Origin of the sequence: Bradyrhizobium sp. CCBAU 11361, from assembly GCF_028128935.1 — a bacterium.
In the GTDB taxonomy this organism is placed as follows: Bacteria; Pseudomonadota; Alphaproteobacteria; order Rhizobiales; family Xanthobacteraceae; genus Bradyrhizobium; species Bradyrhizobium niftali.
In genome coordinates this window covers 19745-32499 of record NZ_LBJZ01000004.1, presented here as the reverse complement: position 1 = coordinate 32499, position 12755 = coordinate 19745, and the positions used below count along the sequence as shown (strand labels likewise).

The following is a 12755-nucleotide window of genomic DNA, read 5'->3' as shown; positions in this document are numbered from 1 at the left end:
GCAACATGGCGGGGCCGGTCCGTGCCGTCAACGCAAGCGGTCAGAGCAGATCGGCATAGGGCAGGAAACCCACGCCCTGCCCTGGCTCGACACGCGTGATGTCCTCGCCGAGCTCGACCAGGCCGTCGGTCTCGACCAGCGACGACAACAGCCCGGCGCCTTCGCGCGGGAACTTGATGGCCTCCAGCGCGCCGTTCTCTCCCCGCCGCAACGAGACACGAACATATTCGCGGCGGCCGATCTTCTTCTTGTAGGCGAACGCCGCGCGCACCGGGATCGGCAACAGCGGCTCCGGCAAACCACCCATCAGCGCCAGCACCGTCGGCCGCACCACATGGACGAAGGTGACGAAACTCGCGACGGGATTGCCGGGCAGGCCGATCAGCGGCGTGCCGCCGATGATGCCCATCGCCACCGGGCGGCCCGGCTTGATCGCCATCCGCCACAGCACCAGCGAGCCGATGCTCTCGACCGCCGCCTTGACGTGGTCCTCCTCGCCGGTCGAGACGCCGCCGGTGGTGAGGATCAGGTCGTGGCTGCCTGCAACCTGCTTCAAGCCATCGGCAAGCGAGGTCCGCTCGTCACGCAAGATGCCGAGGTCGCTGACCTCGCAGCCGAGCCGGCGCAGCATCGCCATCAGCATGAAGCGGTTGGAGTCGAACAGCTGCGAGGCCGCGCGCGGCCCGCCCGGCGACGCAAGCTCGTCGCCGGTCGAGAACACCGCAACGCGGATGCGCCTGACGACGTCGAGCCTGACAAGGCCGAACGCCGCGGCTAGCGCGACATGCTGTGGCCGCAGCCGCTGGCCGGCACGCAGCGCGACGTGGCCTTCGGGAATGTCCTCGCCGGCAGGGCGGACATTGGCGCCTGGCTTCAGCCCCGGCGGCAGCACGACCTTGCCGGAATCATCGATGCGGACATCCTCCTGCATGAAGACGGTCCCGGCATCCGGCGGCATCGGCGCGCCGGTAAAGATGCGCGCGGTGTGGCCGGGCCTGATCGGCGCCTGAACAGGGCCGCCGGCCTGGATGCGGCCATCGAGCGGGAACGCCCGTTCCGCACTGTCCGGAAGATCGGCATTGCGCACGGCATAGCCGTCGACGGCGGAATTGGTGAAGGGCGGCAACGGCAGGGGCGCGGCGATGTCTCGGGCCAGCACGCGCCCGTCCGCATCGACCAGCGCCACGGTTTCGAGATCGGCGATCGCGTTGACGCGCGTCGTGATCAGGCCAACGGCCTCGTCGACCGACATCATCGGTCCGCCAAAGGCAAAGCAATCGTCAGACAGTTGCGCCATGGTGCCTCGTCAGCGCATCGCAACGCTTTTCGCGACCGCTTCCTCGACCGGCATCGCCGCACGCAACAGCAGCGCCGCCGCGGCCGGGATATCGTCGAGATGGACGGTCGGCAGCCGGGTGTCAATCGGGGCATCGGTCGCGATCCCGGCAATTCCGGGATCGTCGGGAAACAGCAACGGCTTGCCATTGCCGGCACGATAGACCTCGATCTTGCGGTGCGGCTCGCGCTTGAAACCCTCGACCACGACGAGATCGACCGCAGACAGCTTGCTCAGGAGTTCCGGCAGCCGCGGCTCCGCCGCCCCGCGCAGTTCGTGCATCAGAGCCCAGCGGCTTGACGAGGCAACCAGCACCTCGGCTGCACCCGCCTCGCGATGGCGCCAGGAATCCTTGCCGGGCACGTCGACGTCGAACTGGTGATGCGCATGCTTGATGACGGAGACGCGCAGGCCCTGCGCACTGAAATGCGGGATCAGCCGCGTCAACAGCGTGGTCTTGCCCGCGCCGCTCCAGCCTGCAAGGCCGATGACTTTCATAACCGATCCGTCTCCGCGAGCGACTGGGTCTTTGGTGGAACCGCTCTCTCCACCGTCATTGCGAGCCACCGGGTCCGCGCATAGCGCGGCCCGATGACAGGCTCCGCGAAGCAATCCAGACTGTCTCCGCGGGGGCATTCCTGGATTGCTTCGCTGCGCTCGCAATGACGACGAGGCGGCATTTTCGCTTTCCGCCAGCATGCTTATATCGGCTTGACCCGAATGTCATGCTAACGTCGTGGCCATGATGAAGATCGACAAAGCCCCGGTGCCCCTGATCGTCCCCAACCCGGATGACCCGCGCTTGACCCAGAGCGTGACCGGGACCGACCAGGCCGGCGCCAAGGTCGAGATCAAGGTGCCGATGGAGCGGCCGCTGACGCTCTACCTGAACTCCCAGGAGATCGTCACCATGATGACGATCGGCGATTATCCGGAATATCTGGCCCTGGGCTATCTGCTCAACCAGAACATGCTGAAATATAATGACGCGGTCACCGAGGTCGAATACGACGACGATCTCCAGGTGGTCGTCGTACGCACCGAGCACAACACCAACTTCGAGGCCAAGCTGAAGAAGCGCACGCAGACCTCGGGCTGCGCGCAGGGCACCGCCTTCGGCGATCTGCTGGAAGCGGTCGAGAGCGTCGCGCTGCCGAAGGCGGAGCTGCGCACCTCCTGGCTCTACCAGATGACGCAGACCATCAACACCATGCCTTCGCTGTATCTGGAGGCGGGTGCGATCCATGGCTGCGTGCTCTGCAAGGAGGGCGAGCCGCTGTGCTACACCGAGGACGTCGGCCGCCACAACGCCGTCGACAAGATCGCGGGCTGGATGTACCGCCACGGCGTCGATGCCGGTGACAAGATCCTCTACACCACGGGCCGTCTCACCTCGGAGATGGTGATCAAGACGGTGCGCATGGGCATTCCGATCCTGGTGTCGCGCTCCGGCTTCACCGCCTGGGGCGTCGATCTCGCAAGGCAAGTGGGCCTGACGCTGGTCGGCCGCACCCGCGGCAAGCGCTTCATCGCGCTCGCGGGCGAGGAACGCATCGTCTACGACCAGAACCTCACTTACGTCGAGGAAGAGTCGGCCAAGCACAAGCGCAAAGGTGAAGGTGGTGACGACTGAAATTCCGGCAACGCAAGGCGTGCTGCTCGCCGGCGGTCTCGCGCGACGCATGGGCGGCGGCGACAAGCCGATGCGCACCATCGGCGGACGCACCATCCTGGAGCGCGTGATCGCACGCCTTTCGCCCCAGTGTAGCGGACTGATCCTCAATGCCAACGGCGATCCCACGCGTTTCGCCGCGTTCGGTTTGCAGGTCGTCGCCGACGACGTGCCCGGCTTTCCCGGCCCGCTCGCCGGCATCCTCGCCGCGCTCGACTGGACCGGGGCGAACCGGCCGGAGATCGCATGGGTGCTCAGCGCCGCCGGCGACTGCCCATTCCTGCCGCGCGATCTCGTCGCGCGCCTGCATGAAGCCCGTGAGCGGGAGAGCGCGCAGCTCGCGGTCGCCGCATCAGGCGACCAGTCGCATCCGGTGATCGGGCTGTGGAGCGTTGCCTTGCGCGACGAACTACGCCACGCCCTGGTCGTCGAGGACCTGCGCAAGATCGACCGCTGGACCGCACGCTATCCGCTCGCGACGGTGACGTGGCCGGCCGAGCCGCTCGATCCGTTCTTCAACGCCAACACGGTCGAGGACATCGCCGAAGCCGAGCGGCTCGCGGCGCTGGACGACGCGGCCTAGCGGGCTTGCGATTTGGAGACCTCGTTGAGGAGCTGCGTCCAGACGATCGCGAAAGCGATCACGATGCTGCCTTACCTCGCCCCGCTTGCGGGGAGAGGTCGGATTGCATCGAAGATCCAATCCGGGTGAGGGGGACTCTCCGCGAGACCCACTCTCACCGCCCCCGCTGAGACCCCCCTCACCCCAACCCTCTCCCCGCAAGCGGGGCGAGGGAGCGCCGCACTGCCGCGGCCGCCGCTCAGGCCGCCAACGGCACCGACCAGGCGTCGTAGCCGTAGACCCAGCTCGTATCGGTCCTCTCCCTCAGCCAGATGTTGGCGCGCGCGTCGCGCAGCTTGAAACGCGTCGTCGTCGTCTATCGTCTACGCGGGCCTGAAGCCCGCTCGCTCCAGCGCCACACGTGCCTCGTTCGAGCCGAGGGCGTCGAGAAAGGCCAGCACCGCCGGACGCTGCTTGCGCGCCGCCACCAATGCAAAGTCATAATGCTCTTCCGCGAGCGGAATGAAACCGAGGCCGACCGCATGGGCGACCGGCGCAATGGTCATGCCCCAGTCGGCGCGGTGCTGCGCGACGGCCGCGGCAACCGCGTTGTGCGACCGCGGCTGGTTCCAATAACCTTCGGGGCGCGCACCGGCGAGCAGCCGGTCGATCAGGATACGCGTGCCGGCGCCCTGGTTGCGGTTGACCATGATGCAGGCGGGGTCCGTGAGCGCGGCCGCAACGGCGTCCTTTGCGCCGAGGCCCTCGAAGCGCTTGTCGCCCTTGCGGAACACGATGCCCTGCATCCGCCGCCAGCCCGGCACGAGCTCGAGCCCTTCGACCAGGTAAGGCGTGTTGTAGGTCTCGGTTCTGTCGTCGAACAGATGGATCGGCGCGAGATCGCACTCGCCCCGTTTCGCCGCCGCAAGCCCGCCGAGGCTGCCGACCGCGATCGAGCGCACGGTGAGGCCCGCATGCGCGAGCTGCGCGGTGACGAGGTCGAGGCCTGTGCAATGACTGCCGACGATGACGAGATCGGGCACCCGCACATGCGGCGTAAACAGCGTCACCTCGGCCTCGGTCCCCGCGGGCATCTGGTCGGCGAGCGCATCGATGCGCAAAAAGCCGTCGGCCTGCGCGAAGGAGGTGATCGCACCGGAGCCCTTGCCGGAGGGATAGGCGATCAAGCCATCCCTGCCCTCGACCAGCGAGACCATGACGAATTCGGTGCGGCCGAGCTCCGAGGCAATGCGCACCGGCACGGTCGCGCTGACCTTGGCATCGGAGCGCGGCGGCAGGCCGGCCATCCTGCGCAGCACCGGCACGATCATGTCGTGGAAGGTGAACATCGCCGAGGTCGGAAAGCCCGGCAGGATCACCACCGGCTTGCCGTCGCAGACCGCGAGGCACAGCGGCTTGCCGGGCTTGAGCGCAACGCCATGCGCGACGATGCCGGGCTGGCCGAGCCGGCTGATGATGCGATGGGACAGGTCGCCGGCGCCTTTCGACGTGCCGCCGGACAGCACCAGCATGTCGGCGTCCGCCAGCGCGCGACGCATGGCGGATTCGAGCTTCGCTTCGTCGTCGGGAATGGCGCCAAGGAAGATTGCCTCGCCGCCATTCTCGTCGATCGCAGCCGCGACGATCGCGCCGTTGGTGTCGTAGATCTCGGCGGGCGCGAGCATCTCGCCGGGCTGGACCAGTTCGTCGCCGGTCGAGATCACCGCGACCCGCGGCTTGCGCGCCACGGCCACCTCGGCGATGCCGCAGGCCGCCAGCATGCCGATCTCGCGTGAGCCGATGGTCGTGCCGGCGCGCAGCAGCGCCTCGCCGCGCGCGATGTCGGAGCCCGCATAGGACACGAACTGTCCGGGAGATGCGGCACGGCGGACATCGATCGCATCCGGGCCGGCCGGCTGGGTGTGCTCGACCATGACGACGGCGTCGGCGCCGCGCGGCAGCGGGCCGCCGGTGGCGATCGGCGTCGCGGTGCCCGTGGCGACTTGCATCCTCGGCGCGGTGCCGCAATGGATGGTCTCGCCGTTCAACGCAAGGCGAGCAGGCGCACCTTCGCCGGCTGCGGCGAGGTCCGCCGAGCGGACGGCAAAGCCGTCGACATTGGAACGGTCGAACGGCGGGACGTCGATCGGTGCCGTGACGTCTTCGGCGAGCGCCGCGCCGAGCGTATCGGCAAGCTTGCGCGTTTCGCTCGGAACAGCGCGGGGAAACAGCGCCGCCTCGAAGCGTGCCGTCGCCTCCTCGCGCGAAAGGATCTTGAGGAACTGCTCCTGTTCGAGCGCGCTGCGGTCTTGCGATTGCGGGATCATCGTCATGCCGGAACCCATATCACTCCCGCATCAGATAGGCATCGACGGATGCGCCCGCTGCAAATCCCTCGTGGCTGGCAGGAATGATCAGCCACGCATCCGCACCGGCAATGGCCTGGAACGGCCACTCCCCCACCGCAAGCGGCATCCAGGCATGATGTTCCCCGGCCAGCAGTGCGATTTCGGCAATGCCGACGCTGGATGCGATCTTTCGCGCGAGCGGCAGGGTCACCTGTCGGCGGGGCCGGCGCGCCGACAAACGATCGACGAGTGGAAGCACCAGCGCGAACCAGGCTGCGAGCGCATGGTCCGGCGAGCCGGGCAAGACAACGACGGGAACTTTGCCAAGCCGCCCGATCGCAGCGGTGCGGCCGGGCTGAAGCGCAATGCCGTGGGCGATCATGTCACCGCGCCGGGCCAGCGCCGTGACGGCGGCATCGCGGCGGCCGACGCCGCTGCCGCCGACAATCAGCAGCAGGTCGCAAGAGGAAGCATCAAGCATATCGGCGATCGATGCGTCATCGCGCGCGGCGGCCTCAAACGCCTTCACATCCAGTCCCGCGGCGCGCGCGATCCCGGCAATCATATGCGCCGTCGCCGTCGCGCCCGGTACATTGACGATGCGCAGTCGCGGACGTCGCACGCTCAGCCTGTCCACCGCCGCGACGCCGGCGAGCATCAGCGCGGCCGGACCGACCGGATATCCGTCAGCGCCGGCAGGCGTGCGAACCGCGATGTCGCTTCCGGCGCGGCGGACGCCCTGCCCCGGCACGCCCTCCGCCAGCACCTGCGCAAGCGGACCAGATATCTCGACCGCGTCGGCATCGAGCACACAGTCGCATCCGGCTGGCATCGCATCGCCGGCCTCGACCCAGGCCGGCGCCGTCGCCAGAGGCGATGGCGAATAGGCGGACGCGCCGATGAGATCATTGGCGCGCAACGCCCACCCGTCTGTGCCGGCAATGTCGTGCGGCGGATAGGCCGCCAGCAGCGGGGCGTCCGCCGCGATACAGCCGACCGCTTCAGTCAACGGCAACGCGACAGGTGCGATCGGTTCAACGTCGAGCAGCAACGCGGCAAGCGCGGTGTCGAGCGGCGTCAGCGATGGCGGCAGGCGCTGGGTCATGCGCCATGATGGACCATGCATCGCTCCGTTTGGCAACCGCCGCAGATGCAGATGTCAGCCGGCCGACTTGTCCGCATTCGGAAAGAACAGCTGCTGCCCGTCCACCTTGTAGCCGGAGATTGCCGCCTGCCCATCCGGCGAGATCAGCCAGTCGATGAAGGTCTGCGCCAGCTCCTTCTTCACGCTCGGAAACTTCTCGGGGTTGACCAGCATCACGCCGTATTGGTTGAGCAGCCGCTTGTCGCCTTCGACGATGACGTCGAGATCGCCGCGCTCCCTGAAGGCGATCCAGCTGCCGCGGTCCGATAGCACATAGGCATTTGCGACACGCGCAGCTTGGAGCGCCGCGCCCATGCCCTCTTTGGCCTCGCGATACCATGCGCCCTTGGCGGCAGCGATGTCGATGCCGGCGACGATCCAGAGCGCGAGCTCCGCGGCGTGCGTGCCGGAGCGATCGCCGCGCGTCACGAACGGCGCGCCCTTGGCCTCGATCGCCTTGAGCGCGGTCGCGATGTCCTTGCCCTTCACGGCGGCAGGATCGCTCTTCGGTCCGATCAGCACGTAGTCGTTGTACATCACGTCAAAACGCTTCACGGCAAAACCGTCGGCGACGAACTTTTCCTCCTGCGGCCGTGCGTGCATCAGCACGACGTCGACTTCGCCCCGTCGCGGGCCGTCGAGCACTTCATCGGCACGCCGCGCGATCACCGTCACCTCGATGCCGGTCTTCTCGCGGAAGATCGGCAGCAGATGATCGAGCAGGCCGGACTCCTGTGTCGCCGTGGTCGAGGCCAGCACGATCGCGCGGTCCTCCGCGAACGACGCCGCCACGCCCGCGGCGAGGCCGCAGAGAAGCGCGAGTGCAACGGACAGGCGGCGAAAGGCCATGAGCTGGTTCCCATTGGATACGGCTTTGATCATGAGGATCGATTGCGCCGCACTCGTGACGCATTTGCCCCTCGCACGCTACCATTCGGGAAATTTCGGCAATGCACCGAGCGGCGCCGATTGCGCGCGCGACAGCCGCAAGGCCCGCACCACGTGAGCACCTCTCAGGATCGTTCACCAAAGCGGAAGACGCGACTGCGGATGTGTTGCAAAGCAACGAGATCATCAGGCATGGTTCCCGCGGACCGAAAATGAACTGCAGAATTCCACCTGCGACGAAAGTCCAAAAAGAAGCAAGAATTTGCATAGGAATGCAGGATGGAATTCCTGACGACCAGTGAAGCCGCTGACTATCTCCGACTTGGCGAACGCAAGCTCTACGAACTCGTCACCACCGGAGCGATCCCCTGCAGCAAGGTGACCGGGAAGTGGCTCTTCCCGCGGCACGAGCTCGATCTCTGGGTGCTGTCCGGACTGGCGCGCCCTGCGGGCATGCTGGCCACGGAGCCGCCACCCGTCATGGGCGGCAGCCAGGACGAATTGCTGGGTTGGAGCCTGCGCGAATCCGGCTCCGGCCTGGGATCGATGAGCGAGGGAAGCGCGCGCGGGCTCGAGCGCCTCCAGCGCGACGAGGTGACGGCTGTCGCCATGCACTTCCACAGCCTGGATGCCGCCGGCAATCTTGCCTCCGACGCCAATGTGACGGCGCTGCGCGACGCGCCGTGCCTGCATGACGCGCTGCTGGTCGCATTCGCGCGCCGCGAGCAAGGTCTCGTGCTGCCGCCGGGCAATCCGAAGCGATTGCGCGGCCTCGCCGACGTGCTCGCGCTCGGCGCCAGGGTGGCGATGCGACAACAGGGCACAGGCGCGCAGATGCTGCTCGACGTGCTCCTGAAGCGCGCGGACGCCACCACCCGCGACTTGCGCCGGCTGGAGACGCCGGCCCTGACCGGGCCGGATCTCGCCGAAATGGTCCGCGCCGGCCAGGCCGATTGCGGCGTGGCGACACGCGCGGCGGCGCGCTCGGCCGGCCTCGATTTCGTGCCGCTGGTCTGGGAGAATTTCGACCTCGCGATGCGGCAGCGCAGCTATTTCCGCCCCACCATGCAGGCCCTGATCCGGTTCCTGAGCGAACGGCGGCTGCGCCAGCGCGCCGAGGAGCTGACCGGCTACGACCCCTCGCCGGCGGGGCAGATCCGCTTCGCGGCCTGACATTGACGCCTGCCCCCAAATAGTTGCAAAAGAAACCAATTCAGCCGGGCATACCCGGGCAACACCGGCCAACGAGCCGGATCAGGGGAGGACAAGCGTGAATCCAGCAAGATTTCGACTGCCGGTCGCGGCCGTCTTTGTAGCGATGTTCTTGGCGGCGACGTTGCTGCCGGGTGCCGCGTCGGCGCAGGTTTCCGACAACGTCGTCAAGATCGGCGTGCTCACCGACATGAACGGTCCCGCCTCCGCGCCGACCGGCCAGGGCTCGGTGACGGCGGCGCAGATGGCGATCGACGATTTCGGCGGCACCGTGCTCGGCAAGCCGATCAGCATCGTGATCGGCGACCACCAGCTCAAGGCCGATATCGGCGGCGGCATCGCGCGGCGCTGGTACGACGTCGACCAGGTCGATTTGATCGTCGACGTGCCGGTCTCGGCGGTCGGGCTCGCGGTGCAGAACGTCGCCAACGAGAAGAAGCGGCTGTTCATCACCCACTCCACCGGCACCGCCGATTTCCACGGCAAGTTCTGCTCGCCCTACGCGATCCAGTGGGTGTTCGACACCCGCGCGCTCGCGGTCGGCACCGCGGATGCGGTGGTCAAGCGCGGCGGCGACAGCTGGTTCTTCATCACCGACGACTACGCCTTCGGCCATTCGCTGGAGCGCGACGCCTCCAGCGTCGTCACCGCCAATGGCGGCAAGGTGCTCGGCTCGGTGAAGCCGCCGCTGGCAACGCCCGATCTCTCATCCTTCGTGCTGCAGGCGCAGGCCTCCAAGGCCAAGATCATCGGCATTGCGGCAGGCCCCCCGAACAACATGAACGAGATCAAGACCGGCTCGGAGTTCGGCGTGTTCAAGGGCGGCCAGCAGATGGCAGCGCTGCTGGCGCTGATCACCGACATTCACGGCCTCGGCCTGCAGGCCGCCCAAGGCCTGCTGCTGACCACCTCCTTCTACTGGGACATGGACGACAAGACGCGCGAATGGTCGAAGCGCTATTTCGCCAAGATGAACAAGATGCCGTCGATGTGGCAGGCCGGCGTCTATTCGAGCGTGATGCACTATCTCAACGCCATCAAGGAGACCGGCACCGACGATCCGCTGAAAGTCGCGGCGAAGATGCGGGAAAAGCCGATCGAGGATTTCTTCGCCCGCAACGGCAAACTGCGCGAGGACAATCTGATGGTGCACGACCTCTGGCTGGTGCAGGTGAAGACGCCGGAGGAAAGCAAATATCCGTGGGACTATTACAAGATCCTCACGACCATCTCGGGCGACAAGGCGTTCGGGCCGCCGGACCCGGCATGTGCGATGGTGAAGAAGTGACGATCGCTTAAAGCGATCGTCATTCCGGGATGGTCCGAAGGACCAGACCACAGGTGCGCAATTGCGCACCGGGGAATCTCGAGATTCCGGGTTCGGTGCTTCGCACCGCCCCGGAATGACGGCCGCCTAGGCGACCGTCACTTCACCACCCCAACCTCGCGAAAGTACTTCATCACGCCCGGATGAATCAGCTCCGGCTTCGGTGCGGCCGCGACGGTGTTCGCCGCCGTCGTCTCGCAGGCCTGCGCGAGCTTCTTGCAGAACGTCGCCTCGGCACCGTGCAGCGTCTTTGCCAGCCGGTAGGCGACATCGTCGGGCAGGTCTTCGCGCGTGAGCACAAAGCTCCACGAGCCGAGCGAGGCAATCGGCTCCGTCTGCTTCGGGTAGGAGCCCGCCGGCACGGTGAGCGGTTTCAGGAACGCATGCCTGGCGCGAATGCGCGTGATCTCTTCCGCGCTCGGGGCGATGAAGCGCGCGCCTGACGCGCTCGATGCGACCGCGGCAAAGCCGGGCCAGCCGATGCCGGCGCCCCACAGCGCGGCGACGCGTCCGTCCTCGACCATCGCAGGACCATCGCCGGCGCGGTCGAGATAGACGGCCTTGAAGTCCTCGTCCTGCCTCAACCCGAGACCATCGAGCACGTAGCGCGCCAGAATCGGCAGGCCCGAGCCCTTGGCGCCGAACGCCACCGGCTGGCCAACGAGATCGGTAATCGTCTTGTACGGACTGTCCGCGCGCACCACGAACATGCCAGGGTTGGAATAGATCGCGGTGAGGATCTTCAGCGACACCTTCGCGCGGCCGATGCCGGCGAAGGCCTCGTAGGCCGGCTCGCCCGCGACCAAAGCGAGATCGAGCTCGCCCTTCTCCAGCAGCGGAATGTTCTCGTTGCTGCCCTTGGTGTTGCGGGGTGCGATGGTGATTTGCGGATCGGCCGCGTTCATCACCTCCGCGAAGGCGTTGCCATAGAGCGGAAAGCCGCCGCCGGGCGTTGCGGTGCCAAGACTGAGCGAATGGCTGAGTGTCGTGGTCGAAATGGCCGTGCCTCCGGTTTGAGCAGCGGCGGGGCTTAAGAGCAGCACTGCCGCGAGAAGGATGATTGCGAATCTCATGGTCGTTCCCGGCGGACCTGCGTCAACACCGACTTGCGACGATGTAGGCAGCGGCCCGATTTTATGAAAGCATGCTGCGCAACGACAATAATGCAACGGGAGGCGTCATGTTGCGAATTTTGCGTAACAGTGTTTTCGGGCTCGCAGTTCTCATAGGTCTTTTCAGCGCGACACCTCCCGCCTCCGCCGCCTATCCCGACCGCCCCGTGCACTGGATGATCGGCTTCGCCGCCGGCGGCCCGGTCGACATCGTGGCGCGGATCATGGCGCAGTGGCTGTCGGATCGTCTCGGCCAGCAATTCATCGTCGAGAACCGCGCCGGCTCCGGCGGCAACATCGCCGCCGCCGCCGCGATCAACGCCCCGGCCGACGGCTACACGCTGCTGTTCGTCGCGCCCAACAACGCGATCTCGACCTCGCTCTACAAGAAGCTGCCTTACGACTTCCTGCGCGACACCGTGCCGGTCGCGAGCATCATGCAGCTCACCAACATGCTGGTCGTCGCCAACGCGATGCCGGTGAAGACGGTTCAGGAGTTCATCGACTATTGCAAGGCCAACCCAGGCAAGATCTCCTTTGCCTCGTCCGGCAACGGCACCTCGGTGCACATGTCGGCGGAGCTGTTCAAGGTGATGACCAAGTGCGACATGGTGCACGTGCCCTATCGCGGCTCGGCGATCGCCTTCCCCGACATCATCTCCAACAAGGTGCAGCTGATCTTCGACAACCTGCCGTCCGCGCTGGAGCAGGCGAAGGGCGGCAATGTCCGTGCGCTCGGCGTGACCTCGCCGCAGCGCTGGCCTAGTGTGCCCGACGTGCCCGCGATCGCGGAGACCGTGCCCGGATTCGAATCGGTCGGCTTCTACGGCATCTCCGCGCCGAAGGGCACGCCGGGCGAAGTGGTCGAGATCCTCAACAAGGCCGTCGGCGAAGCGCTGAAGGACCCGAAGCTGGTGGCCCGCCTCGCCGAGACCGGCGGCATTCCCAAGCCGATGACGCCGGCCGAGTTCGGCAAGCTGGTCGCGGACGAGACCGAGAAGTGGCGCAAGGTGGTGGAGTTCGCCGGGGTTTCGGTGGATTAGGCAGCGGCCCCGCAAGGGGCCGTTGCTCGCCGGCAGGACGTTTGAGGGGGCCGACAGGCCCTCTCGCAACAAAAGTTGCGAAAACAACCCCATGCACAGTAGAAGACGTGA

General features: G+C 66.7%; 12 protein-coding genes. 6 read left to right on the top strand and 6 right to left on the bottom strand.

Annotation, left to right across the window (positions count from 1 at the left end):
* Nucleotides 1-40 precede the first annotated feature (40 nt).
* Together XI08_RS01755 and mobB are read right to left on the bottom strand one after the other, a co-directional pair.
* Nucleotides 41-1297, bottom strand: coding sequence for a molybdopterin molybdotransferase MoeA (locus tag XI08_RS01755; protein WP_271573105.1), 1257 nt, complete (start codon nt 1295-1297; stop codon nt 41-43).
* Nucleotides 1298-1306: 9 nt separating this feature from the next.
* Nucleotides 1307-1834, bottom strand: a complete 528-nt coding sequence (mobB, locus tag XI08_RS01750) for a molybdopterin-guanine dinucleotide biosynthesis protein B (protein ID WP_135177827.1) — start codon at nt 1832-1834, stop codon at nt 1307-1309.
* Nucleotides 1835-2078: 244 nt separating this feature from the next.
* Between mobB and fdhD the strand changes: the two genes are divergently transcribed.
* On the top strand, nt 2079-2969 hold the full coding sequence (gene fdhD / locus XI08_RS01745; protein WP_271573104.1) for a formate dehydrogenase accessory sulfurtransferase FdhD: 891 nt from the start codon (nt 2079-2081) through the stop codon (nt 2967-2969).
* Nucleotides 2950-3591, top strand: a complete 642-nt coding sequence (gene mobA, locus XI08_RS01740) for a molybdenum cofactor guanylyltransferase MobA (protein ID WP_442869748.1) — start codon at nt 2950-2952, stop codon at nt 3589-3591. Before fdhD ends, mobA begins: the two co-directional genes overlap by 20 nt.
* A 362-nt stretch (nt 3592-3953) precedes the next feature.
* Here mobA and XI08_RS01735 read toward each other — a convergent pair whose 3' ends face one another.
* The 3 genes from XI08_RS01735 to XI08_RS01725 are packed head-to-tail and all read right to left on the bottom strand — an operon-like array spanning nt 3954 to nt 7911.
* Nucleotides 3954-5903 carry a molybdopterin biosynthesis protein gene (locus tag XI08_RS01735; protein ID WP_271573103.1) on the bottom strand — a complete coding sequence of 650 codons (1950 nt, stop codon included), beginning with the start codon at nt 5901-5903 and terminating at the stop codon, nt 3954-3956.
* 13 nt (nt 5904-5916) lie between these two features.
* On the bottom strand, nt 5917-7023 hold the full coding sequence (locus XI08_RS01730) for a molybdopterin-binding protein (protein ID WP_271573102.1): 1107 nt from the start codon (nt 7021-7023) through the stop codon (nt 5917-5919).
* 54 nt (nt 7024-7077) lie between these two features.
* A complete protein-coding gene (locus XI08_RS01725; protein WP_271573101.1) occupies nt 7078-7911 on the bottom strand; it encodes a substrate-binding domain-containing protein in 834 nt (277 codons plus the stop codon).
* 31 nt (nt 7912-7942) lie between these two features.
* Here XI08_RS01725 and XI08_RS01720 point away from each other — a divergent pair, with 31 nt between their 5' ends.
* The 3 genes from XI08_RS01720 to XI08_RS01710 all read left to right on the top strand — a co-directional run bounded on the left by XI08_RS01720 (nt 7943) and on the right by XI08_RS01710 (nt 10450).
* The gene (locus tag XI08_RS01720) at nt 7943-8068 is read left to right on the top strand and encodes a hypothetical protein (protein ID WP_271573100.1); all 126 of its coding nucleotides are present in this window, start codon (nt 7943-7945) and stop codon (nt 8066-8068) included.
* Nucleotides 8069-8229: 161 nt separating this feature from the next.
* Nucleotides 8230-9123 carry a helix-turn-helix transcriptional regulator gene (locus tag XI08_RS01715; protein ID WP_271573099.1) on the top strand — a complete coding sequence of 298 codons (894 nt, stop codon included), beginning with the start codon at nt 8230-8232 and terminating at the stop codon, nt 9121-9123.
* A gap of 97 nt (nt 9124-9220) precedes the next feature.
* On the top strand, nt 9221-10450 hold the full coding sequence (locus XI08_RS01710) for an ABC transporter substrate-binding protein (protein WP_271573098.1): 1230 nt from the start codon (nt 9221-9223) through the stop codon (nt 10448-10450).
* 137 nt (nt 10451-10587) lie between these two features.
* Here the strand turns inward: XI08_RS01710 and XI08_RS01705 are convergent, their stop codons facing one another.
* The gene (locus XI08_RS01705) at nt 10588-11562 is read right to left on the bottom strand and encodes a TAXI family TRAP transporter solute-binding subunit (RefSeq protein WP_271573097.1); all 975 of its coding nucleotides are present in this window, start codon (nt 11560-11562) and stop codon (nt 10588-10590) included.
* A gap of 107 nt (nt 11563-11669) precedes the next feature.
* On the opposite strand from XI08_RS01705, the gene XI08_RS01700 reads away from it, so the two are divergent.
* Nucleotides 11670-12644 (top strand): Bug family tripartite tricarboxylate transporter substrate binding protein, encoded by a 975-nt coding sequence (locus tag XI08_RS01700; RefSeq protein WP_271573096.1) that lies wholly within the window; start codon nt 11670-11672, stop codon nt 12642-12644.
* The last annotated feature ends 111 nt before the right edge of the window (nt 12645-12755 follow it).

Bases quoted from the DNA above. Each gene is read 5' to 3' on its own strand.
- XI08_RS01755 (WP_271573105.1), bottom strand. From the start codon at position 1,297: ATGGCGCAACTGTCTGACGATTGCTTTGCCTTTGGCGGACCGATGATG.
- XI08_RS01730 (WP_271573102.1), bottom strand. From the start codon at position 7,023: ATGACCCAGCGCCTGCCGCCATCGCTGACGCCGCTCGACACCGCGCTT.
- XI08_RS01705 (WP_271573097.1), bottom strand. From the start codon at position 11,562: ATGAGATTCGCAATCATCCTTCTCGCGGCAGTGCTGCTCTTAAGCCCC.
- mobB (WP_135177827.1), bottom strand. From the start codon at position 1,834: ATGAAAGTCATCGGCCTTGCAGGCTGGAGCGGCGCGGGCAAGACCACG.
- XI08_RS01715 (WP_271573099.1), top strand. From the start codon at position 8,230: ATGGAATTCCTGACGACCAGTGAAGCCGCTGACTATCTCCGACTTGGC.
- XI08_RS01725 (WP_271573101.1), bottom strand. From the start codon at position 7,911: ATGGCCTTTCGCCGCCTGTCCGTTGCACTCGCGCTTCTCTGCGGCCTC.
- XI08_RS01720 (WP_271573100.1), top strand. From the start codon at position 7,943: ATGAGGATCGATTGCGCCGCACTCGTGACGCATTTGCCCCTCGCACGC.
- XI08_RS01735 (WP_271573103.1), bottom strand. From the start codon at position 5,903: ATGACGATGATCCCGCAATCGCAAGACCGCAGCGCGCTCGAACAGGAG.
- XI08_RS01700 (WP_271573096.1), top strand. From the start codon at position 11,670: ATGTTGCGAATTTTGCGTAACAGTGTTTTCGGGCTCGCAGTTCTCATA.
- fdhD (WP_271573104.1), top strand. From the start codon at position 2,079: ATGATGAAGATCGACAAAGCCCCGGTGCCCCTGATCGTCCCCAACCCG.